The sequence below is a fragment of the Dyella agri genome, assembly GCF_044904705.1.
Taxonomy (GTDB): Bacteria; Pseudomonadota; Gammaproteobacteria; order Xanthomonadales; family Rhodanobacteraceae; genus Rhodanobacter_A; species Rhodanobacter_A agri.
Map to the genome: position 1 here is coordinate 653,345 of NZ_JADIKL010000002.1, position 21,265 is coordinate 674,609.

The window sequence follows — 21,265 nt, forward strand, 5'->3', positions numbered from 1 at the left end:
CCGGAGTGCACGTGGACAGCCATCATTTCCTGCAGATTGCCGTGGTGTTCCTGCTTGCCACGGTGGTCGCGGTGCCGCTGACCAAGCGTTTCCGGCTCGGTTCGGTGCTGGGCTACCTGCTGGCCGGCATGGCGATCGGGCCGCAGGCGCTGCGCCTGGTGGGCGACACCGCGGGCGTCGCCGCGATCTCCGAGTTCGGCGTGGTGCTGATGCTGTTCGTGATCGGCCTGGAACTGTCGCCGCAGCGGCTGTGGGTGATGCGGCGCCCGGTGTTCGGCACCGGCTTGTTGCAGGTGCTGGCCACCAGCGCGGTGATCGGCACGATCGCCTGGTGGCTGCTGGGCTTCCCGCCGGGCGCGGCGCTGATCGTGGGCGGCAGCCTGGCCTTGTCGTCCACCGCGTTCGGCCTGCAGATCCTCGGCGAACGCAAGGAGGCCGGATCCGCCTACGGGCGCCAGGCGTTCGCGATCCTGCTGTTCCAGGATCTGGCGGCGATTCCCTTGATTGCCGCAGTGCCGCTGCTGGCCAGCAGCGCGGCCAGCCATGGCTTCGACATGATGGGCGCGCTGCGCACGGTGGGCGTGATCGCCGCCGTGATCGTCGGCGGCCGCTACCTGCTGCGGCCGGTGTTCCGCTTCGTGGCGAAGGCGGATGCGGTGGAGGTTTCCACCGCCACCGCGCTGCTGGTGGTGATGGGCGTGGCGTTGCTGATGGAGCTGGCCGGCGTATCGGTGACCTTGGGCGCCTTCCTTGCCGGTGTGCTGCTCGCCGATTCGGAATACCGCCACGAGCTGGAATCCAACATCGAGCCGTTCAAGGGCTTGCTGCTGGGCCTGTTCTTCATCAGCGTGGGCATGTCGATGGACATCTCGCTGCTGCTGCGCGCGCCGCTGCTGGTGCTGGGCCTGGTGGCCGCGCTCCTGCTGTTGAAAGGCGCCCTGCTGTGGCCGCTGGGGCGCATCGTGGGGCGCCTGGAGCGCGGCGATGCGTTGCGCCTCGCCGTGCTGCTGGCCTGCGGCGGCGAGTTCGCGTTCGTGGTGCTCAAGCTCGCCGGCGAGCAGGGGCTGATCAGCGCGCGCCAGCACAACCTGCTGGTGCTGGCGATCACCTTGTCGATGGCGCTGACGCCGTTGCTGGTGGCGGCGCTGGCGAAACTGCTGGGTGCACACAAAGTGCGCAAGCCGGCGCGCGCTTTCGACACCATCGTGGCGCACTCGCCGCGGGTGATCCTGGCCGGCTACGGCCGCATGGGGCAGATCGTGGCGCGCGTCCTGCGCGCGGAAGGCATCCCGTTCGTGGCGCTGGACCATTCGGTCGAGCAGATGGACCTGATCCGCCGTTTCGGCCGCTGGAGCGACATCTTCTACGGCGACCCCGCGCGCCCCGAGCTGCTGCGCGCCGCGCAGGCGGACAAGGCCGAGGTATTCGTGCTGGCCAGCGACGAACCGGAATCCAGCCTGCACGTGGCGCGCGTGGTGCGGCGCATGTACCCGCACCTGAAGATCGTGGCGCGTGCGCGCAACCGCCAGCATGTGTGGCGGTTGATGGACCTGGGCGTGGACGAGCCGATCCGCGAGACGCTGTACTCCAGCCTGAAGATGAGCAAGCAGACGCTGATCGCACTGGGCCTGACGCCCGAGCGCGCGATGGATCGCGTGGAACGCTTCCGCCGGCAGGATGCCGAACTCATCAAGGCGCAGTACCTCGTCTACGACGACGAAGCGAAGCTGGTACAGACCACGAAGGAAGCGCTGGCCGACCTCGACAAACTGTTCGAGGCCGACGACGAACCGGAGGCGCGCGAGGCGCGCGAGCGCGATCCGGAGACGCCGCAGATGAGCGCGGACTGACCTGTGCGATGCGCATTTCGTCGCTCGATCTTGCGGTGATCGAGGGGTTCCTTCGACGCAAATTCCTGCCGTCAACGAGGCATTGCATGCAGCGTTGCGCTGAGTATGCCTAACGCGCCACATCCGCTCGTCATCCGCTTCGGCCGCCTCGGCGACACCGTGTTGCTGCAGCCGCTGTTGCACAAGCTGCAGCAGCGCTACAGCCAGCCCTGCGACCTGTTCGCGATCGGGACATGGCCGGAGAAACTGTATGCAGAACAGCCCGAGGTGGCCGATGTGTTCACCCTGCGGGCGCCGCGCCGGCCGCTGCTGCTAAGCCGCGAACGCTGGCGCGCGATCGGTTGGCTGCGCCAGCGCCGCGATGCCCCGGTCTATGTGTGCGAGCCGCAGCCGCGTGCGCTGATGCGCATCCAGAGCATGCTCAGGCTGGCTGGCGTGCCGGCGGCGCAGAGGACTTACCTGGTCGATCTGCCGCTGCGGGAGCGCGAGCACTGGGTCGATCACCTGCTGCGCTTCGGCGACTGCACGCCTCCCGCCTTCCATGGCCGCTGCGACGCGCTGGCCGTCGATCCCGGTGCGGCGCCGCAGTTGCGGATCGATGTCGCGGCGCGGTACGACTGCGAGCGCTGGCTGCAGGCGCGCGGTCTGCATGACCGCCCGCTGGTGCTGCTGCAGCCGGCCAACAAGCGCACCCTGCGCTGGAACGGGGTGCGCGCGATCGAGGACGACGACAAGGCCTGGCCGGTGCAGTGCTGGGCGGCGCTGGCCTGGACGATCCTGGAGACGCTGCCGTCGGCACGCGTGTTGTTGTGCGGCAGTCCGCAGGAGGCCGACTATCTGGAAGGCATCCGCGCTATCGCCGCCAGCGAGGCGGTGATGTCGGTCGCCGACGAATTGCCGCTGCCGCGCCTGAAGGCGTTGCTGGGCATGGCGCACAGCATGGTGTCGGTGGACACCGGGCCGGCGCATCTCGCCGCGGCGGTGGGGTGTCCGCTGGTGGTGATGTTCGGGGCGGCCTCGCCAGCGCACTGGGCGCCGCGCGCCGCGCCAGGCGGCATGGTGACGGTGTTGGGCGGCCCGCCGCACGGCACGCGGGTGGATGCGCTCGGCGTGGAACAGATTGCCGACGCGTGGCGCAGCTTGCCGCCGCGCCATACGCGCTGGCGGGCGGTGGCCTGACGCCGCTCAGGCCTGGTGCATGCCGTCACTCCGCCGGCTGGGCAGGCTGACGCAGGGTCTGCCGCACGCTGGGAATCGCGCTGGCGCGTACCGCCAGTTCATGGGCGATATCGACGTAACCGAGCTGGCGCGCCACGTCGGCGGCGGTGCGGCCGAACGCATCGGCGGCGCCGCGGTCGGCGCCGCGCGACAACAGCACACGGGCCGGCGGCAGCAGCGCGTGCATGGCGCAGGCATGCAGGGCGGTGACGCCGCGCTGGTCGGCGTGCGCCACCTCGGCACCGGCTTCCAGCAGCACCGGCACCAGCGCGCCGAGGTGGGTGGCGTCGCAGTCGCTGCCGGGGCGCAGGTGGGCGCCGAGCAGCAGCAGCAGCGCGGTCTTGCCTTCGCCGTCGGCGTGGTTGACGGTGGCGCCGTGCTTGAGCAGTACGTCGAGCAGGCGCCGCGCGCGCAGACTATCGTTGTGCTCGAAGCCGTATTGCGCGGCGGCATGCAGCGCGCTGCGGCCGCGCGCGTCGACGGCGTCCACGGCGGCACCGGCGGCGAGCAGCGCTTCGGCCAGCTCGGGACGCCCCATGGCAGCGGCGACCATCAGCGCGGTGCTCTGGTTCGGCAGGCGCTGGTCGACATCGGCCTTGCGTTCCAGCAGCAGCGCCACCGTGCTCTCGCGGCCACCGGCGACGGCGGCGGCCAGCGGGGTGATGCCGTTCGCCGCGGCCAGCGCGGGATCGGCACCGGCATCGAGCAGGCAGGCAGCGATTTCGCGATGGCCGGCGCCGCAGGCGTGCAGTAGCGCGCTGGCGCCGTGCGCATCGACGGTGTCGACCGCGAATCCCAGTTCCAGCAGGCGCTGCACGGCCGTCAGCGCGCCGGCCTGCGCCGCCGTGGGCAGGTCGTCGGCGCGCAGTGGGCGGCGTGGACGCGGCCAATGGCCCCAGTCCAGCCAGCGCTCGATCGCCGGATGTTCCAGCGCCAGGCCCAGCGGCGTCTCGCCATTGGCGTCGGCGGCTTCCGCGTCGGCGCCGTGGGCGATCAGTGCGCGCACCAGCGGCAGCGCGGCCTCGCCGTATTCCAGCGCGGCGAACAGCGGCGTGCGGCCGTCGCGGTCGCGGCAGTTGGGATCGCAGCCGCGTGCCAGCAGAGCGTGCAGCAGATCGCCGTGGCCGTTCACTGCGGCCAGTTGCAGTGGCGTGCGGTCGCGTGCGTCGGCGCCGAACGGATCGCCGCCACGTTCGAGTAGGGCGAGCGGCAGCGCGGCACCTTGCGCCGAACCGCCCAGGCGCTGCAAGGCCTGTGCGAGCAGACCGGCGCCGGCCGGCGTGGCGCCGGCCTGCAGCAGGTCTTCCACCGCCTCGGTGGCGGCAGGCAGCAGCAACAGCAGCGCATCGAACAGGCGGCGACCCAACGGCGGCAGCGCGGATGGCGCGGCGTGTTCGCCGTCGATCGCGGCGGCCAGCTCGTCGCCGTGCTCGTCGTCGGGCTGTTGTGCGGCGAGGCGTGCCTCGGCATCGAGGCCGTGGTCCAGCAGCCAGCGGCGGGCCTGGCTCTGGCCGGGCTGGGCGAGTTCGAGATAGAGCTGGGCCAGTTGCGCCTGCGGCCAGTCACGCGCGCGCGTGGCGAAACCGGAGACGATCGCCCAATGGCCGAAGCGCAGCGCGTCGAGCAGGTGCGCGGGTGTGTCGGCGCCGGAGGAGATCGCGGCATCGCCGAGGCTGGCCGGCAGCGGAGTTTCCGGGTCGAGCAGGGCGACCAGGTCCCAGCGGCCGGCGGCGGCGGCATGGTCGAGCGCGCTGCGGCCGTCGCTGCCCGGCGTCTTCGGTTCGGCGCCCAGCGCGAGCAAGGCGCGCACGGTGTCGGCGTGGGCGCGCGGCGACTGGCAGGCCAGCGTGAGCGCGTCGCGGCCATGACTGTCGCGGGCGCGCGCGTCGGGCTGCGCTTCGGCGAGCCGTTGCACGATGGCCACGGCGCCGGCGCGCGCGGCTTCCATCAGTGCAGTGCTGCCGTGGCGGTCGGCCAGCGTGGCGTCTGCACCGGCTGCGCACAGCGCGCGGGCGATCTGCTCGTGGCCTTCGGCCGCGGCGGCGATCAGCGCGCTGCGGCGGCGCGCGTCCACCGCGTTCACCGCGGCGCGGTGCTTGAGCAGCAGTTTCACGCCGGCGGGATCGTCGTCGGCGATGCCGGCGGCGGCGACCAGGGCGGGTTCGCCGTTGGCCGGCGCCGGCTTGGCGCCGCGTTCCAGCAGGAACTTCGCCAGCGGCCAGTTGGCGGCGCGGCAGGCCACCACCAGCGGGCTGGCACCGGTCCGGTCCAGCGCGTTGATCGGCGCCTCGGCATCGAGCAGCATCGCCGCCACCATCGGTTCCTCGCCGAGCACCGCGCCGTGCAGCGCGGTGCGGCCCTCGGCGTCGGTGGCGAGCGGATTCGCACCGTTCGCCAGCAGGGTCATGACCGCTTCGGAGCGGCCGTGCCAACTGTCGCGGGTGGCAGCGAGCAGCGGAGTGAGTCCTCCGCTGGTGCGGTTGACGTCGGCGCCGCGGGCAATCAGCGCGCGCAGCAGGCGGGTATCCGGCAGCAGCGCGGCGAGCATCAGCACGGGACGCTGGTCGCGATCGCCGGCCAGGGGGGCGGTTGCCGGATCGGCACCGGCCTCGACCAGGGCCAGTGCGCGCTCGATATCGCCGTCGCGGGTGGCGGCGAGCAGGGCAGCGGCTTGTTCGGGGGTGCCGGCGGTGCGCTCCTGTTCGCTCAGCGGAGCCGCAGCGACAGGTGCGGCCGGCCTGGCGCTTGCCGGTGCATGATCGCCGGCGGCGGCGTGCCGGCGATGGCGGTCGTGCTGGGCGCACAGCAGCGTGCGCAAGGTGCGGTTGGCCACGATCAGGCAACCCAGCGGCAGCAGCAACACGCCATAGAGCGCCAGCGCGGCGATGCGCAGTTCGGACGGCAACATGCCGTACAGGCCGCTCAGCGCGATCGCGCCCCAGGCCAGCACCAGCAGGGCCAGCGCGGCGGGCAGGAAGTGGCTGAAAAAGCGCTCCTCGCGCGCCAGGTGGCGTCCGAACATCAGGCTGCGCAAGGTGGCGGTGAATATCCACGAGCCGTCGTGCTTCGCCGGGTAGGCGTCGTCCCACACGAACACCAGGCCGAAGGCAGGCCACGGCCGCCACAGCACAGCCAGCGCCAGCACCAGGGTAGCGGCCAGGGCCAGCGTGGCGGCGAGGCTGTGCGACTGGCTCAGCGCCAGCATCGGCCAGGCGACCAGCACGAACACGATCACCGCGTAGCCGGTGAACATCACCAGGTGCGCGGCGCCCCGGCGCAGCACGGTGCGCGCGAAGCTGGGCTCGGGATCGAAACCGATCGCGTGGCAGACCGCGGCCATGGTCAGCGCGTTCGCCAGCAGCAGCGGGATCAGGGTCAGCGGGTGGGCGACCATGCCGGCCAGCGCCACGGCGATCAGTCCGGGAACGAACCAGGCGAGTGCCTGCAGGAACGGAGGGCGTCGGCGCGATTTGGTCTGGGTCATCGTCACAGTATAGGAATCGTGATGGACACAGACGGTAACCTCACGTTAACGCGGCGGCCAGCGCGCCGCATCGTCACGCTCAGGGTGCGTCGGGCAGCGTCGTACCGTAGCCGGGATGGTTGGCGGCAGCCAGCGCGTGCTCCGGCGGCAGTTGCAGGTGCCAGCCCCGTTCGCGCAGATGCGCCAGCACTTGCCTGGCATCTTCGCGCGGCAGGCGCCGCTGTTCGTCCAGCGGCAACTCCAGCGCGAAACGCAGCACGCCCAGCATGCCGCGCAGCGGTTCAGGCAACACGCTGAAGTTGTCGCGTTCGGCCAGCCATAGATAGGTGTCGGGTTTGCGGCGGCTGGCGTAGACGAAACACTGCATTGAGACTTTCCTCTGATTCACGGCGGCGCGGGCCGGCCATTATCGCGGGGGAATGCGGCGGCGATTGCTGCGCCAGCACTTGCAACACCCGGAATGAGCGGGCACAGTGCCGCGGAAGCATGTTAAACGCCCGTATGAATTTCGTGTGAAACCCGTAGGGCGCACGAACCTTCCATCTCGATCCGCAGGAGCCCGTGATGCACAAGTCTTCCCGTTCCCTCTCTGGCGCCGCCCGTCCGTTGGCGCTTGCCGCGCTCAGCGTGGCCGTTGCCGGCGCGCTGGTTGCACCCGGCATGGCCCATGCCAGTGCCTTCCAGCTGAAGGAGAACAGTGCCCAGGGCCTCGGCCGCGCCTACGCTGGCTCCGTCACGGCCGGCAACGACGTGTCGGTGGTGGAGAACAACCCGGCGGCGATGAGCGACCTCGACGGCACTTTCGTGCAGGCGGACATCACCGCGATCAACTTCAGCGCCAAGTTCAGCGGCAGCTCGCATGACGTGCTGGGCAACCCGATCAGCGGCGGCAACGGCGGCGACGCCGGCACCACGCTGCCGGTGCCCGCGCTGGCCATCGCCACCAAGCTCAACGACCAGGTCAATCTCGGTATCGCGTTCGACGTGCCATTCGGCTTCCAGACCGAATACGACAGCAACTGGATGGGTCGCTACGACGCCATCAAGACCTTGCTGCGCTCGTATGACACCACGCTGTCCGCCTCGTTCAAGATCAACGACCAGTGGAGCATCGGCGCAAGCGCCATCGCCGAGCGCACTAACGCCGAACTGACCAACGCGATCAATTTCAACGCCGTGGGCCTGGGCATCCAGCAGGGCATCGGCGAGAAGACCGCTGCGGCCATCGCGCAGATCCAGGCCGCTGCCGCGGCCGGCCTGATCCCGCCGGCGCAGGCCGCCGCCATGGCGCAGGCCGCTGCCGCGCAGGGCCAGGCCGCCGCTGCGGGCGTGGCCGCGCTGACCCCGCCGGGTTCGGATGGCTACGCCAGCGTCAAGGGCAACAACTGGGCCTGGGGCTGGCAGCTGGGCGCCTACTGGAAGCCGACCGCGAATGACCGCGTGGGCCTGGACTACCGTTCGCGCATCACGCACGACATCGACGGCACCGCCAACTTCACCACCACCCCGGGCTACGACCTGCTGCTGCAGAACCCGCAGCTGTCGGGCAGCATCCCGGCGTTCCAGCACACCGCCGGCACGGCGCGTCTCACCAATCCGGCCACCGCCACCTTCAGCTACTGGCACCAGGAGTCGAAGTTCGGCATCGGCGCCGACGTGACGTGGACGCAGTGGAGCGTGATGCGCAGCCTCACGCTGGTCTACGCCAACCCGACGCAGCCGACCACCACGCTGCCGTTCAACTGGCGCAACACCTACTACGTCTCCGTGGGCGGCGAGTACTACGCCACCGACAAGCTGACCCTGCGTGCCGGCGTGTCGGTCGACCAGGCGCCGATGAACGCGGTCAACCGCGATCCGCGCGTGCCCGATGCGGCGCGTCACATGGCTACGTTCGGCATCGGCTACAAGGCGAGCGAGAATTTCCAGATCAACGCCGCCTACGCGCACATCTTCGTCAGCCACGCGGGCATGAACGGTTCCACCGACGCCACCGGCGACGTCCTCGCCGGCAACTTCGACGACTACGGCAATCTGCTGAGCGTGTCGGCACAGTACAAGTTCTGATCGCATCGCGATCGGGCGTCTGCCAACGAACCTCCCCGCGCGAGCGGGGAGGTTTTTTCATGCCTGCGCCACGGATTCTCAGCCGCGCTTGAGCAACAGATCCAGCATGCGCCGGAAACGCGCGCCATATGGCGGATTGAGCAGGCCGGCACCGTTCCAGCGCGCCTGGCGGAACACGGGCTTCAGGTGCGAGAAGGTGCGGAAGCCGGCTTCGCCGTGGTAGCCGCCCATGCCCGAGGCGCCCACGCCACCGAACGGCAGTTCGTGCTGGGCGATGTGATAGAGCGTGTCGTTGACGGTGACGCCGCCGGCGTGGGTGCGGGCCAGCACGCGGTCGATCAGTGACGGGTCCGTTTCGAACAGATACAGCGCGAGCGGGTGCGCGCGTGCCCGCACGTAGGCGATGGCTTCGTCCAGCGTCTCGTAGGGCAGCAGCGGCAGCAGCGGACCGAAGATTTCCTCCTGCATCACCGTCATGTCGTCACGCACGTTTGTGAGCAGCACGGGCGGCAGCAGGCGGCGCGTGGCGTCGGGCGAGGCGTCGCTCAGGGATTCGATGGCGGCGCCGGCGGCTTTCGCATCGTCGCGCAGCGCGGATAGTCGCGCGTAGTGGGGGTCGGTGGCGATGCTGGCGTACTGCGGGTTGCGCGCAAGGTCGGGATACAGGCGGGCCACCGCCGCGCGTGCGGCGGCGGTGAATTCCGCGATCTGCGCGCGCGGCAACAGCACGTAGTCGGGCGCGATGCAGGTTTGCCCCGCATTGACCAGTTTGCCGAACAGGATGCGTTCTGCAGCCTGTTCCATGCGTGCGCCGGGGCCGAGGATGGCGGGGGACTTGCCGCCCAGTTCCAGCGTCACCGGAGTGAGGTTGGCGGCCGCCGCGCGCATCACGTGGTGGCCCACGGCGGTGGAACCGGTAAACAGCAGGTGGTCGAACGGCAATGCAGCGAAAGCCTGGCCCACCGCGGCGTCGCCGTTGATCACCTGCGCTTCGTCGTTGCGGAAGTATTTCGTGATCAGCTCGGCGAACAGGGCGGAGAAGCGCGGCGTGTATTCGCTCATCTTCAGCATCACGCGGTTGCCGGCGACCAGCGCATCCACCAGCGGCCCCGCCGCGAGATAGAGCGGGTAGTTCCACGGCACGATGATGCCGACCACGCCCAGCGGCTGCGGGCGCAGCTCGGTGCGCGCCGGCAGGAACAGCAGATCGGCGAGCCGCCGCTTCGGCCGCATCCAGCGCTTGCCGTGGCGCAGGGCATGGCGCACGGCCGAGAGGCTGGGGAAGACTTCCAGCAGTTCGGTCTCCTCCGCCGGGCGGTTGCCGAAGTCGGCGTGGATCGCGGCGGCGATGTCGTGGCGATGCGCGTGCAGCAGGCGCTCAAGTGCGCGCAGGCGTTCCGCACGCGTGGTCCAGTCCGGCAGCGGGTCGCGGGTCTGGGCATCGCGCATGCGCTGCAAGATGGCGGAGAGATCCGGCACGGTTACCACCTCGCGTGCAGTTCCATGCCCCAGGTGCGCGGCGGCATGATGTTGGCGTAGGGCGTGCCGAACACCTGCCCGGCGGTATTGTCCACGCCGTAGACGTAGCGGTGGTTGAACAGGTTGCTGGCGAAAAGGGCGACGCCCCAGCGGTCGTGTGCCGCGTCCCAACCCAGCCGCACGTCGGTGCGGTTCTGCGCGGTGCCCACGGAGAAATTGGGGCTCATCTGGCAGGTGCCCTGTTGCTGCGAACCGCTGTTGCAGCGCGTGCTGGAGCGGTAGCCGTAGGTCCAGTTGAAGCTCACGTCGCCGTTGGCCACGTCGTGCCACGTATAGCTGGCATGCGCCGTATAGGAGTACTTCGGCGTGCCGGTGGGCTGGTTGCTGACGTCGATGCCGTTCTGCACGGTATTGAGGTAGGTCTGGTCGATGTAGGCGGCATTGAAGCCGATCTGCAGCGCTTCGATCGGCTGCCATTGCAGCTCAAGTTCCGCGCCGGTGGCCTGTTCGTTGCTGCTGCTGATGCCGTAATGCGGGATGGTCGTGTCGGTGAACAGAATCAGGCTTTGCTGATTGAGATACCGGTAGTGGTAGACCGAGCCGTTGAGCAGCAGGTTCTGATCCGGGAATACGGTCTTGATGCCCGCTTCGTAGTTCCACACCGTCTCGGGCGCATAGGTCGAATTGAACTGTTGGAAGCCGAAGCCGCCGGCCTGGTAGCCCTTGGCCACCGAGACGTAGCCCATGATGTTCGGCGTGAACTTGTAGTCGAGCACTGCGCGCGGGCTGACGTCGGTCCAGCTGCGGTTGGCGTTCACCAGCACGCCCACCGGCGAGCCGGTGCCCTGGGTGAAGATGACGTTCTGGCCGAACGCAGCCAGGGCGTACTGCGCCTCGGGCGGCAGCAGCGCGGTGATGCCGGCGTTGTTCAGCGCCAGCACGGTGGCATCGAACTGCGGCGCGTCGCGCGGCGGGTTGTACCAGCTGAAGCTCTTCTGGTCGTGGGTGAAGCGCACGCCGGTGGTGAGGTTGAGCCGGTCGTTGAGGTGCCAGATCACGTCGCCGTATACCGCCCACGACTTGTAGTTCTCGTCGTTCATGATGCGCTCGCGCCACATGTCGCCGAGCAAGGTGTACGGCAGGCCCATCGCGGCCAGTCCGTTGCTGATGTCGGTGAGCGGGGTGCCCACGCCCATCACGTTCTGGGCCAAAGTGTCGAGGCTGTCGGTGGTGACGCCGGCCTCGCTGGTCTGGCGCCCCTGCTCGCTGTACCAGCTGGTGCCGGCCACCCAGTCGATCAGGTCGGTGTTGCCGCTCAGCTTGAACTCCTGGTACCAGCTGTTGTTGTGCTCGTAGTTGCCGGTTTCGAGGTAGTCGACGATGTGGTTGGTGCCGTCGTAGTCGCCCAGGTTCACCGTGTCGAAGTTGCGCCACGCGGTGGTGGAGGTGAGGTTGCCCCAGCCGAAGCTGTGGTCGATGGTGAGCGTGGAGCCGTCGAAGCGGCGTTTCTCGATGGCGTTCACCGCGTCGTTGTACAGCGGCGTGTGCAACGGGTTGAGGAAGGTGGTCGGATCGGCCGGGAAAGGCGCGCGCTGGTTGGTGTCGTTCGACAGCGGGACCAGCCCGAACGCCGGATGCGGCGGCTGCTTGAGCTGCTCATGATCCCAGGACAGCAGCACGCGGGTATCGGGCGTGAGGTTCCAGCGGAACACCGCACGCGTGCCCCAGTCGTCGTTGACGCCGTAGTGCTTGCCGGTGGCGGCATCCTTCACCCAGCCGTCGCTCTGGTTGTCCATCACGCTGACGCGCAGCGCCATGTCCTGGTTGAGCGGGAGGTTGACCAGCGCGTCGCCGTAGCGCTCGCCGTAGTTGCCGAAACGCAGCTTGCCGCTGGCCTCGAAATGATCGCTGGGCTCGTTGGTGACGATGGAAATGGCGCCGCCCGCCGCGTTGCGGCCGAACAAGGTGCCCTGCGGACCCTTCAACACCTCGATGCGCTTGAGGTCGTTGAAGGCCAGCAGCGTGCCGCCGGTGCTGCCGGCGTAGACGCCGTCGACGTACACGCCTACCGGCTGGTCGACGCCCATGCCGAAATTGCCGGAGGACTGCACGCCGCGCAGTTCAAACGAAGGCTGAGTGGGCTGGGTGGCGCCCACCACCAGGCCGGGCACGAAGATGTCGATCTTGCTGATGTCGGTGGCGGCCAGCGTGTCGACCTGCTTGGCCGAGACGATCTGCAGCGCGATCGGCACGTCCTGCACTTCCTGCGCGCGGCTCTGCGCGGTGACGGTGACGGCACCGAGCTGCTTGGCCTTGTCGGCGTCGGACTTGGATTTCGCGGGCGTGGCGTTCTGCGCGGGCGCGGCGGCCTGGTCGGCCAGCACCGGCAAAGGCGCGCACAGCAGCAGGGCGGTACCACCGTACAGCATCTGGCGCACTATCGCGGACAATGGTCGTTGGCGCATCGTCATACCCGTTCTCCCCAGGCTTGGTCACGCATGACGCGGCGGCCGCGCCGAAAGTTTTCATCCCCTGCGACGGCGCTCAACGCACGATGTCGCAGTTCCCCTTGAGCGAAAGAATCCACGCGCGGATCAGCGCTTCGCCCTCGCGATCCACGGTGCTGCGGCCGATCTCCGGCATCATCACGCCGGGTTGGGCGGAGCCGATGCGGTGCATGATGATCGACGCGTCCGGCTTGCCGGGCACGATGTCGAACAGGCGTCCGCCGGTGGCCGGTCCGGCCGCCTCGGGCGACTTGCACAGGCCGAGGTGGTGGTCTTCCGGCACGTCCGGGCCGAGCGAGAAGCCGGTGACGCTGGCCTCGCCGTTCGGGTTGTGGCACATCGCGCAGTTGACATCGAGCCAGGCGCGCGCACGCGCATCGAGCGAGGCGCTGGGGTCGCGCCAGTCGGCGTTCTTCGGCACGTCGGCGAGCTTGGGCAGGTCCATCAGGTAGCCGATGGCGACCAGGTGTTCCAGCTGGTTCTCGCGGCCGCTGCCGTAGTCGTAGTCGCGGTTGAGGTGACGCGCCTTCGGGCCGATCGGCAGGATGCTGCGGCCGATCATGTCGGCTTCGTGGCAGTTCACGCACTGGCCTTCGTCGGGCACCACGTAGTTGAAGTCCTCGCGCTGGTTCTGTGCATCGACCAAGGTGAGCGCCTGCACGTCGCCGGTGCGTACCAGCGTGGCTTCGGTCTGCGCCTGGTTCCACACGTAGACGAAGGGTGTCCAGCCTTCCTTGCGGCGCACCAGCAGGCGCGTTTCGACCAGGTGCACGCTGGCGAGGTTCAGGTCCTGGCCGGTGAAGTCGCCGGAGTAATCCAGCGTGCGCGCCACGTCGCTGAACTTGCCGTCGGCGGCGCGCGGGTAATAGAAGGTCTTGGTGACGACGGTGCCGATCGGGAAGTCGAACGTGTTCTTCGCGTCGTACTTCGCCGACACGCCCTTGGGCATCCAGACCGTGCGCAGCTTGTGCACGTAATCGGTGAACAGCGGCGTGTTGAGGCTGTAAGGCACCACGCCGGCGTTGAGTTCCAGCTTGCCGTCACGGGCTTCGACCATGTGCCAGTCGCTGAGCCGGAGCGGCTTGCCGTCGGCGTGGAATGCCGGCGGTGCCATGCCGCGCTGGCAGCCGGCCAGCAGAAGCAGCGCCAGCAGCGCGGCGTGTTTCGCAAACTTCACCATCACGCCCTCAAATCTTCGGCTCGGGGTTCAGCGTCACCGCCGGCAGCTTGTCGAGCGTGCACTGGAACGGCTTCATGTCGGTGTTGGGGTGCTTGTAGCCGTTGGGGCCGTCGGCATTCACCACGCCGCTGACGTCTTGCAGGCAGATGCGGTCCTGCGGCGGCAGCGTCTTGTCGGTGAATTTCGGATCGCTGTAGCCATCCCACAGCACGTCGGGGAAATGGCCGCTGATGCCGAACATGGCGAGCTTCAGCGTCTTGAAGTCCAGGCCGCTGGGCGAATCGCCGCCGCCCTTGAGGCGGTTGCCGTAGATGAAGATGCCCTTCGGGTACGGGTCGTAGCCGGCCGCTACGCCGGTCTTGCTGGCGTAGTTGGTGGAGTAGAAGCTGGAGACGATGATGTTCGCCGTCTTGTTGTCGGCGATGTCGTTGTCGAAGATCTCCACCTTCGGGTTGGAGTTCACCACCACGCCCGAGCCGGCCGGCACGCTGGCCACCGCCGAGCCGTTGGCGGCGAAGTTGTCGTGGTTGTTGGCGACCACGTGGTTCTTGAACACGCGCGTGCCGCCGCCTTCCATCAGCAGGTCGGGCATGTTGAACACCAGAATGCCGCCGGAGTTGTTGGTGGCGGTGTTGCCGTACACGTCGGCATGTACCGTGTTCTCGATCTCGATGCCGGCCACGTTCTGTTCGGCGCGGTTGTTGCGCACGATCACGTTGGTGGACTGGCCGACGTAGATGCCCGAGTCGGAGGCGCCGATGGCTTCGGAGTCCTCGATCAGCACGTTCTGCGTCTTCACCGGGTAGATGCCGTAGGGACCGTTGCTGGTCTTGGAGCCATCGGTCCACTGCGTGCGCACGCCGTGGATGGTGATGTTCTTGCCGTGGTTGATCTTCAGCGCATCGCCCTTGGTGTCCTCGATGGTGAGGTTCTCGATGGTGAAGTCGTTGGCGTTCACCAGCAGGCCTTCCGGCCCCACCACCTGGCCCTTGAACGAGAGCACGGTCTGGTCCTTGCCGGCGCCCTTGATGGTCACGCCGTCGGTGCGCAGGCTGAGGCCGCGCTTCAGGCTGTAGTGGCCGGCGGGGATGTCGATCACGGTGCCGGGCTTGGCGTCCAGCAACTGTTCCTGCAGCTTCGACTCGAAGCTGGCGTCGGAGGCATTCTGCGGTGCGGGTGCCTGCTGGCTGCTGCACCCGGCGAGTACGGCGACGAGCGTGGCGGCGATGAGCGTCTTGCGCATGATCGTTGAACTCCCCATTCGAACGGCATTGCGGATACGTCACTGTCCCGCAACACGTTGCAATTGGGGAGGGCAAAACGGCCAACGCGTGGGGGGTAAAACGGCCAGTGTTGACCGCGGAAGGCCGTCAGGCGGCGGCGCGGCGGGCTTCCTGTGGCGCCATGCCGGTCCAGCGCTTGAAGGCACGGCGGAACTCGCGCGGATCGCTGAAACCTACCTCGCCGCCGATCTCGGCGACGCTCAGACTGCCGGCTTGCAGCAGCTGCAGGGCACGTTCGGCGCGCACGCGGTCGTGGATCTCGCGGAACACGCGCCCGCTCTCGGTGAGCCGGCGCCGCAGGGAGCGTTCGCTGAGGTTGAGCGTGCGCGCTACATCGTTGAGGGTGGGCTGCTGGCGCAGTTGGCTGCGCAGCAGGCGTTCCACCGCCGCGACGATCTCCTGGTGCGGTTCGCCGCCGTCCGCCGTGCGCTGCTGCGCGCACAGCGCCAGCGCCTGTTGCGCCGTGAGCGGGTTGTAGCCCGGCAAGGGACGGGCCAGCCACTGCGTGTCGATCAGCAGGCGGCAGCGCGGCGCGTCGAAGCGCAGCTCGCAGCCGAACAGCCGCGCATACTCGTCGGCGTGCTGCGGACGCGGATAGGCAAGCTCCACGCGCAGCGGACGCAATTCGGCACCGACCAGTTCCCGCGCGATCAGCGTCGAGCTGGCGAACAGTTCCTCGCAGAAGAACGGCAGCAGGCTGGCGTCGTCGAACAGCGGCAGCGCGACCATCGCCACGGCGTGCTCGTCCACCGGCTCGAACGCGAGGTCGAGCAGGCAGCCGCAGATCTTGTGGTGCGCGATGCCAGCCAGCATCGCTTCGCCGAAGGTGCGCGAGGTCATCATCGCCAGCCCCAGCAGGCCGAAGCCGCCGAGGTTGCCCTCGCGGCCGATGCGCAGGCCCGCGTCCGGCACGTCCAACGCCGCCAGCGCACGGTGCACGAAGATGCTGGCCTGGCGGTAGGACACGCGCAGCGCCGGGTCGGCGATCTGCGCGCGGTTGAGCGCCAGCCCCGCGAACCAGGAGCGGCTGTCCACGCCCTGCGCATCCGCCATCTGCACCAGGTAGAGCAGCTTGTTGGTGGGAAACTCCGCGACGGTAAAGCGCGGGTCTTCCGTCGCCGGCGCGAGGTGCGCCGCGGAATGGAAGCCGATCATGCCGGCGGGACGTGCCATGGTGCCGTTGCTCCGACGCGGGCGGGCCATTGCGGCCCGCGATCCGGACTTTCTAGCACGCTTGCGCCGCCGACCGCTTGCGCAATGCACAAGCGGCGGGGGCGGATGCGGCGTTTACTCGCCGATGGTCAGCAGCGAGGCGTTGCCGCCGGCGGCGGTGGTGTTGATGGTGAGCGTGCGCTCGCCGGCGAAGCGCAGCAGATAGTGCGGGCCGCCGGCCTTGGGGCCGGTGCCGGAGAGGCTCTCGCCGCCGAACGGCTGCACGCCGACCACCGCGCCGATCTGGTTGCGGTTGACGTAGCAGTTGCCGACGCGGGCGTGGCTGCGGATGTATTCCACGGTGTCGTCGATGCGGCTGTGCACGCCGAGGGTGAGGCCGTAGCCGGTGGCATTGATCTGTTCCACCACCTGCTTCAGCTCGCTGCCCTTCCAGCGCAGCACGTGCAGCACCGGGCCGAACACCTCGCGGGTGAGCGTGGCGAGCGCGGGGATCTCGTAGGCGCGCGGCGCGAAGAAGGTGCCGTGGGCGGCGACGTCGGCATCGAGCTTCGCCTCGGCGATCTTCTTCGCTTCCTTGTCCATGCGCGCGGCGTGGTCGACCAGGATCTGCTTGGCGTCCTCGTCGATCACCGGGCCCACGTCGGTGGTGAGCTGGCCGGGGTCGCCCACCTTCAGCTCGGCCATCGCGCCGGCGAGCATGCCGACCACCTTGTCGGCGATGTCTTCCTGTACGAACAGCACGCGCGCGGCCGAGCAGCGCTGGCCGGCGGACTGGAACGCGGAGGCGATCACGTCCTTGACGATCTGCTCAGGCAGGGCGGAGGAGTCGGCGATCATCGCGTTCTGGCCGCCGGTCTCGGCGATCAGCGCGGCGATCGGCGCGTTGCGCGCGGCCAGTGCGCGGTTGATCGCCCAGGCGGTTTCGGTGGAGCCGGTGAAGGCCACGCCGGCCACGCGCGGGTCCTTGGTCAGCGCAGCGCCGACCACGGCGCCGTCGCCGGGCAGGTATTGCAGCACGGCCTCGGGCACGCCGGCTTCGTGCAGCAGCTTCACCGCGGCATAGCCGATCAGGCTGGTCTGCTCGGCGGGCTTGGCGATCACGCTGTTGCCGGCGGCGAGCGCGGCGCTGACCTGGCCCAGGAAGATCGCCAGCGGGAAGTTCCACGGGCTGATGCAGACGAACACGCCGCGGCCGTTGAGGAACAGCTGGTTGCTCTCGCCGGTGGGGCCGGGCAACTGCTCGGGCTGGCCGAACAGGCGGCGCGCCATGGTGGCGTAGTAGCGCAGGAAGTCGGCGGCCTCGCGGATTTCGGCGATGGCGTCGGGCAGGCTCTTGCCAGCCTCGCGCACGCACAGCGCGATGAACTCGGCGCGGCGCGCTTCGAGTTGTTCCGCAGCATGTTCAAGAATCGCGGCGCGGCTGGCGGCGGGCAGGCGATCCCAGTCGGGCTGGGCCGCGACGGCATTGGCCAGCGCCTTGTCCACCAGCGCGGCGTCGGCGCTGACGTAGCTGCCCACGACCTGGCGGCGGTCGGCCGGGTTGGTCACCTGCACGGTCGGGCCGTTGCCCTTGGCGCCGGGCACCAGCGGTTCGGCGTTCCACGGACCGCACTTGGCGTTGACGGCTTCGGCGGTGGCCTTCAGTTCGTTGTCGTTGGAGAAGTTGATGCCCATGGAATTCTTCCGGAGTTCGCCGAACAGATTGACCGGCAGGGGAATGCGGGGATGCGGGATGGAGGCGAAGCGGCGCACGGTTTCGCAGGGATCGGCCACCAGTTCGCGCACCGGCAGCGACTCGTCCACCACGCGGTTGACGAAGCTGGTGTTGGCGCCGTTTTCCAGCAGGCGGCGCACCAGGTAGGGCAGCAGGTCTTCGTGCGTGCCCACCGGCGCGTACACGCGGCAGGGCACGTTGAGGTTCTGCGGGCCGATCACCTCGGCGTAGAGGTCGGTGCCCATGCCGTGCAGGCGCTGGAATTCGAACGGCCGGCCGCGCGCGATGTGATGCACCGCGGCGATGCTGTGCGCGTTGTGGGTGGCGAACTGCGGGTAGATCAGCTCGACGCCGGCGTCGAACAGCTTGCGCGCGCAGGCCAGGTAGGAAACGTCGGTGTTCGGCTTGCGCGTGTACAGCGGGTAGCCGGCCAGGCCTTGTTCCTGGGCGCGCTTGATCTCGGCATCCCAGTAGGCGCCCTTCACCAGACGCACGTACCAGCGACGATTTGCCGCACGTGCGGTCTCGATCAGCCAGTCGATCACGAACGGGGTGCGCTTGGAGTAGGCCTGCACCACGATGCCAAGGCCGTTCCAGCCTTGCAGCGAGGGGTGGGCGAAGACGTCGCCGATGATGTCCAGCGAAAGTTCGAGGCGGTCGGCTTCCTCGGCGTCGACGGACAGCGCAATGCCCTGCTTCATCGCCAGCTGCGACAGCTCCAGCAGCTTGGCGGTGAGATCGCGGCGGGCGATCTCGCGCTTGGCCACCTCGTAGCGCGGGTGCAGCGCGGACAGCTTCACCGAGATCGACGGCGCGTCGGTGTGGTTGGCGAACGGGCCGCGCGCGCCGATGCGGGCGATCGCGCGACGATAGTCTTCCTGGTAGCGCTCGGCGGTCTCGCTGGTGAGTGCGGACTCGCCCAGCATGTCGTAGGAATAGCGGTACACCGCGTATTCCTTCTTGGCGCAGCGGTCCAGCGCCTCGTCGATGGTCTGCCCCATCACGAACTGGTGGCCCATGATGCGCATGGCCTGGCGCACCGCGAGGCGGATCGCCGGCTCGCCGGCGCGGCCGGCCAGGCGCTTCAGCGCGCCGGTGAAGTCGCGGCGGGTCTCCTCGGCCAGGTTCACCAGGTGGCCGGTGAGCATCAGGCCCCAGGTGCTGGCGTTGACGAACAGCGACTCGCTCTGGCCCAGGTGCTTTTTCCAGTCCGCGTCGCCCAGCTTGTCGCGGATCAACTTGTCGGCGGTGGCCTTGTCGGGAATGCGCAGCAGCGCTTCGGCCACGCACATCAGCAGCACGCCTTCCTCCGAGGAAAGATCGTACTGGCGCATGAAGGATTCCACCGCGCTCTGGTCCTTGGCGCGGGCACGCACGCGGGTCACCAGGCCGGCGGCGACGTCGATCACCTGCTCGCGCTCGGTGGGCGGCAAGGTGGCCTGGGCGAGCAGGTCGTTGACCGCTTCGGTTTCGTCGCGCAGCCACGCGGCGGTGATGCGCGCGCGGGCCGGCTCGGCGCCGGCGGGGAGTTCGGGGCTGAGGATGGGTTGGGTCACGGCGGAGTCGATGCGATGGGGGAAGCGGTTGGGAACGCGCGATTGTACGCCGTGCGCCGCTCCACCGCCGCAACCCGCTGCCGCGGCGCAGGGTACGCGAGGGTATGTGGCGTGTGCGGCAAAAGTGACCAGGCTCAAGCCCCTGCGACATTCTTGCCCCTTGCGTCCATGCGACCTATCATCGAAGCGCTCTTGGCACGCCGGATCTCCATGATCGTGCTACGACCAGCCGCCGCCGGCTTGCCGCGCGTGACGATATGGCTCAGGCCCAATCGCACGCTAAGTCGACGCGGCCTGCGTCGGCTCATCATGCTTCTGGTCGCGCTAGCGCTGACGACCGCCGTCCTGGGCGCGTGGCAGGGGAATGTATTCGCTCCGCTGTTCGCCCTGGTCGAGTCGTCCGCCGTGGCTGTCGCCTTGTGCGTGGCCTGGCGGGCGGGCGACCGCAGCGAGCGCATCACCCTCGACGACAGGTCGCTGGAGGTGCAATCGTTGCCGGGACGGCAACGCGTGCGTTTCCAGCCTTATTGGGTGCGCGTGCGGCTGGAGGAGGGGGAAAGCGGATGTCGCCGCCTGTTGCTGTCGTCGCACGGGCGCGAGCTGGAGATCGGCAGGTTCCTTGCCGAACAGGAACGTGTCGAGCTGTTGCGGAAACTCACGGTGTTGCTGGAAGGATTCAACGACCAGTCGCGCGGATAGGTTCAACAAAGGGCGAGAGCATGACATCTGGCAGCATCAGGACTGACGGGACCGGGCCGAATCGTGGCCGATCCAGCCGTGGCAGGATGACCGGCATCAGGCGCGCCGTGGCGGCGTCGACGGCCCTCGTGCTGGCGCTGTGCGCCGGTCTTGCGCAGGCCGGTCCGCAACCGTGGCAGCTCAATATGAAGCGCGGCGTGACCACCTGGTCCGGCGAGCCGTACTTCCTGAACAACGTCGCGCTCGGCGTGTGCGTGGTGATCGGCATCCTGGTGTTCGGCGCGATGTTCATCGCCATGTTCCGCTTCCGCAAGTCGCGTGGCGCGGTGGCAGAGAAGTGGTCGCACAACACCGCGGTCGAGATCGTCTGGACGACGATCCCGGTGATCATCCTGGTGGTGCTGGCGTGGATGGCCACCGGTGGCCTGGTCTCGTTCGCCAACACCACCGGCTCGCAGATGACGATCAAGGTCACCGGCTACCAGTGGAAGTGGCGCTACGACTACGTCGACTACCTTGGCAAGCCGGTCAGCAAGGTCGGCTTCATGTCCAAGCTCGACGCGCTGAGCGACAAGACCCGCCAGCTGGGTTCGGGCATGGACCCGTACGCGGTGAAGACCGGTGACGAGAACACCTACCTGCTGAACGTGGACAAGCCGCTGGTGCTGCCGATCCACACCAAGATCCGCTTCGTGATCACCAGCGACGACGTGATCCACTCGTGGTGGGTGCCGGCGTTCGGCTGGAAGATGGATGCCATCCCCGGCATCGTTAACACCGCGTGGACCAACATCAACGAACCCGGCACCTATCGTGGCCAGTGCGCCGAACTGTGCGGCCAGGACCACGGCTTCATGCCGATCGTGGTAAACGCGGTATCGCAGGAGGACTTCGCGAAGTGGCTGGCCACGCAGGAGCAGGCGTCCGCGCCGGCGCCCGCTGCGCCACCGGCCGCCGCCTCCAGTGCCGCCGCGCCGGCAACGGCGCAGGCCGCGGCACCCGCGCACGGCGGGCAGGGCTGAGCCCGGGCGCGATCGCAGTCAAGACGTGTTGCG

General features: G+C 68.7%; 13 protein-coding genes. 5 read left to right on the top strand and 8 right to left on the bottom strand.

Translation table 11 applies throughout. From position 1 onward, the window contains the following. Positions 1-11: 11 nt before the first annotated feature. Together ISP14_RS05410 and ISP14_RS05415 are read left to right on the top strand one after the other, a co-directional pair. On the top strand, positions 12-1,850 hold the full coding sequence (locus ISP14_RS05410; RefSeq protein ID WP_404536881.1) for a monovalent cation:proton antiporter-2 (CPA2) family protein: 1,839 nt from the start codon (positions 12-14) through the stop codon (positions 1,848-1,850). A 105-nt stretch (positions 1,851-1,955) separates the two neighbouring features. Continuing rightward, on the top strand, positions 1,956-3,029 hold the full coding sequence (locus tag ISP14_RS05415; RefSeq protein WP_404536883.1) for a glycosyltransferase family 9 protein: 1,074 nt from the start codon (positions 1,956-1,958) through the stop codon (positions 3,027-3,029). A 25-nt stretch (positions 3,030-3,054) separates the two neighbouring features. Here the strand turns inward: ISP14_RS05415 and ISP14_RS05420 are convergent, their stop codons facing one another. Together ISP14_RS05420 and ISP14_RS05425 are read right to left on the bottom strand one after the other, a co-directional pair. After that, on the bottom strand, positions 3,055-6,552 hold the full coding sequence (locus tag ISP14_RS05420) for an ankyrin repeat domain-containing protein (RefSeq protein WP_404536885.1): 3,498 nt from the start codon (positions 6,550-6,552) through the stop codon (positions 3,055-3,057). 79 nt (positions 6,553-6,631) lie between these two features. Continuing rightward, entirely contained in the window at positions 6,632-6,919 is a 288-nt protein-coding gene (locus ISP14_RS05425; protein ID WP_404536886.1) for a YcgL domain-containing protein, read from the bottom strand. Positions 6,920-7,116: 197 nt separating this feature from the next. Between ISP14_RS05425 and ISP14_RS05430 the strand changes: the two genes are divergently transcribed. Beyond that, positions 7,117-8,619 (top strand): OmpP1/FadL family transporter, encoded by a 1,503-nt coding sequence (locus ISP14_RS05430; RefSeq protein ID WP_404536888.1) that lies wholly within the window; start codon positions 7,117-7,119, stop codon positions 8,617-8,619. A 78-nt stretch (positions 8,620-8,697) separates the two neighbouring features. Here ISP14_RS05430 and ISP14_RS05435 read toward each other — a convergent pair whose 3' ends face one another. The 6 genes from ISP14_RS05435 to putA all read right to left on the bottom strand — a co-directional run bounded on the left by ISP14_RS05435 (position 8,698) and on the right by putA (position 19,511). Continuing rightward, the gene (locus tag ISP14_RS05435) at positions 8,698-10,107 is read right to left on the bottom strand and encodes a coniferyl aldehyde dehydrogenase (protein ID WP_404536889.1); all 1,410 of its coding nucleotides are present in this window, start codon (positions 10,105-10,107) and stop codon (positions 8,698-8,700) included. Further along, on the bottom strand, positions 10,101-12,563 hold the full coding sequence (locus ISP14_RS05440; protein WP_404536890.1) for a TonB-dependent receptor: 2,463 nt from the start codon (positions 12,561-12,563) through the stop codon (positions 10,101-10,103). Before ISP14_RS05440 ends, ISP14_RS05435 begins: the two co-directional genes overlap by 7 nt. A gap of 79 nt (positions 12,564-12,642) precedes the next feature. Further along, the gene (locus tag ISP14_RS05445) at positions 12,643-13,785 is read right to left on the bottom strand and encodes an SO2930 family diheme c-type cytochrome (RefSeq protein ID WP_404537137.1); all 1,143 of its coding nucleotides are present in this window, start codon (positions 13,783-13,785) and stop codon (positions 12,643-12,645) included. A gap of 7 nt (positions 13,786-13,792) precedes the next feature. Then, the gene (locus ISP14_RS05450) at positions 13,793-15,028 is read right to left on the bottom strand and encodes a parallel beta-helix domain-containing protein (protein ID WP_404536891.1); all 1,236 of its coding nucleotides are present in this window, start codon (positions 15,026-15,028) and stop codon (positions 13,793-13,795) included. Between the two features lie 127 nt (positions 15,029-15,155). Continuing rightward, positions 15,156-16,241 (bottom strand): AraC family transcriptional regulator, encoded by a 1,086-nt coding sequence (locus ISP14_RS05455; RefSeq protein ID WP_404536893.1) that lies wholly within the window; start codon positions 16,239-16,241, stop codon positions 15,156-15,158. A 114-nt stretch (positions 16,242-16,355) separates the two neighbouring features. Further along, the gene (gene putA / locus ISP14_RS05460) at positions 16,356-19,511 is read right to left on the bottom strand and encodes a bifunctional proline dehydrogenase/L-glutamate gamma-semialdehyde dehydrogenase PutA (protein ID WP_404536894.1); all 3,156 of its coding nucleotides are present in this window, start codon (positions 19,509-19,511) and stop codon (positions 16,356-16,358) included. A 210-nt stretch (positions 19,512-19,721) separates the two neighbouring features. Between putA and ISP14_RS05465 the strand changes: the two genes are divergently transcribed. Both ISP14_RS05465 and coxB read left to right on the top strand, forming a co-directional pair. After that, positions 19,722-20,210, top strand: a complete 489-nt coding sequence (locus tag ISP14_RS05465) for a DUF2244 domain-containing protein (protein ID WP_404536895.1) — start codon at positions 19,722-19,724, stop codon at positions 20,208-20,210. A gap of 86 nt (positions 20,211-20,296) precedes the next feature. Then, positions 20,297-21,232 carry a cytochrome c oxidase subunit II gene (coxB, locus tag ISP14_RS05470; RefSeq protein WP_404536896.1) on the top strand — a complete coding sequence of 312 codons (936 nt, stop codon included), beginning with the start codon at positions 20,297-20,299 and terminating at the stop codon, positions 21,230-21,232. Positions 21,233-21,265: the final 33 nt, after the last annotated feature.

Excerpts from the sequence above, each read along its gene's own strand:
- ISP14_RS05455 (WP_404536893.1), bottom strand. The coding sequence starts at position 16,241 with ATGGCACGTCCCGCCGGCATGATCGGCTTCCATTCCGCGGCGCACCTC.
- ISP14_RS05425 (WP_404536886.1), bottom strand. The coding sequence starts at position 6,919 with ATGCAGTGTTTCGTCTACGCCAGCCGCCGCAAACCCGACACCTATCTA.
- ISP14_RS05450 (WP_404536891.1), bottom strand. The coding sequence starts at position 15,028 with ATGCGCAAGACGCTCATCGCCGCCACGCTCGTCGCCGTACTCGCCGGG.
- ISP14_RS05445 (WP_404537137.1), bottom strand. The coding sequence starts at position 13,785 with ATGGTGAAGTTTGCGAAACACGCCGCGCTGCTGGCGCTGCTTCTGCTG.
- ISP14_RS05415 (WP_404536883.1), top strand. The coding sequence starts at position 1,956 with ATGCCTAACGCGCCACATCCGCTCGTCATCCGCTTCGGCCGCCTCGGC.
- ISP14_RS05430 (WP_404536888.1), top strand. The coding sequence starts at position 7,117 with ATGCACAAGTCTTCCCGTTCCCTCTCTGGCGCCGCCCGTCCGTTGGCG.
- ISP14_RS05465 (WP_404536895.1), top strand. The coding sequence starts at position 19,722 with ATGATCGTGCTACGACCAGCCGCCGCCGGCTTGCCGCGCGTGACGATA.
- ISP14_RS05440 (WP_404536890.1), bottom strand. The coding sequence starts at position 12,563 with ATGCGCCAACGACCATTGTCCGCGATAGTGCGCCAGATGCTGTACGGT.
- coxB (WP_404536896.1), top strand. The coding sequence starts at position 20,297 with ATGACCGGCATCAGGCGCGCCGTGGCGGCGTCGACGGCCCTCGTGCTG.
- ISP14_RS05420 (WP_404536885.1), bottom strand. The coding sequence starts at position 6,552 with ATGACCCAGACCAAATCGCGCCGACGCCCTCCGTTCCTGCAGGCACTC.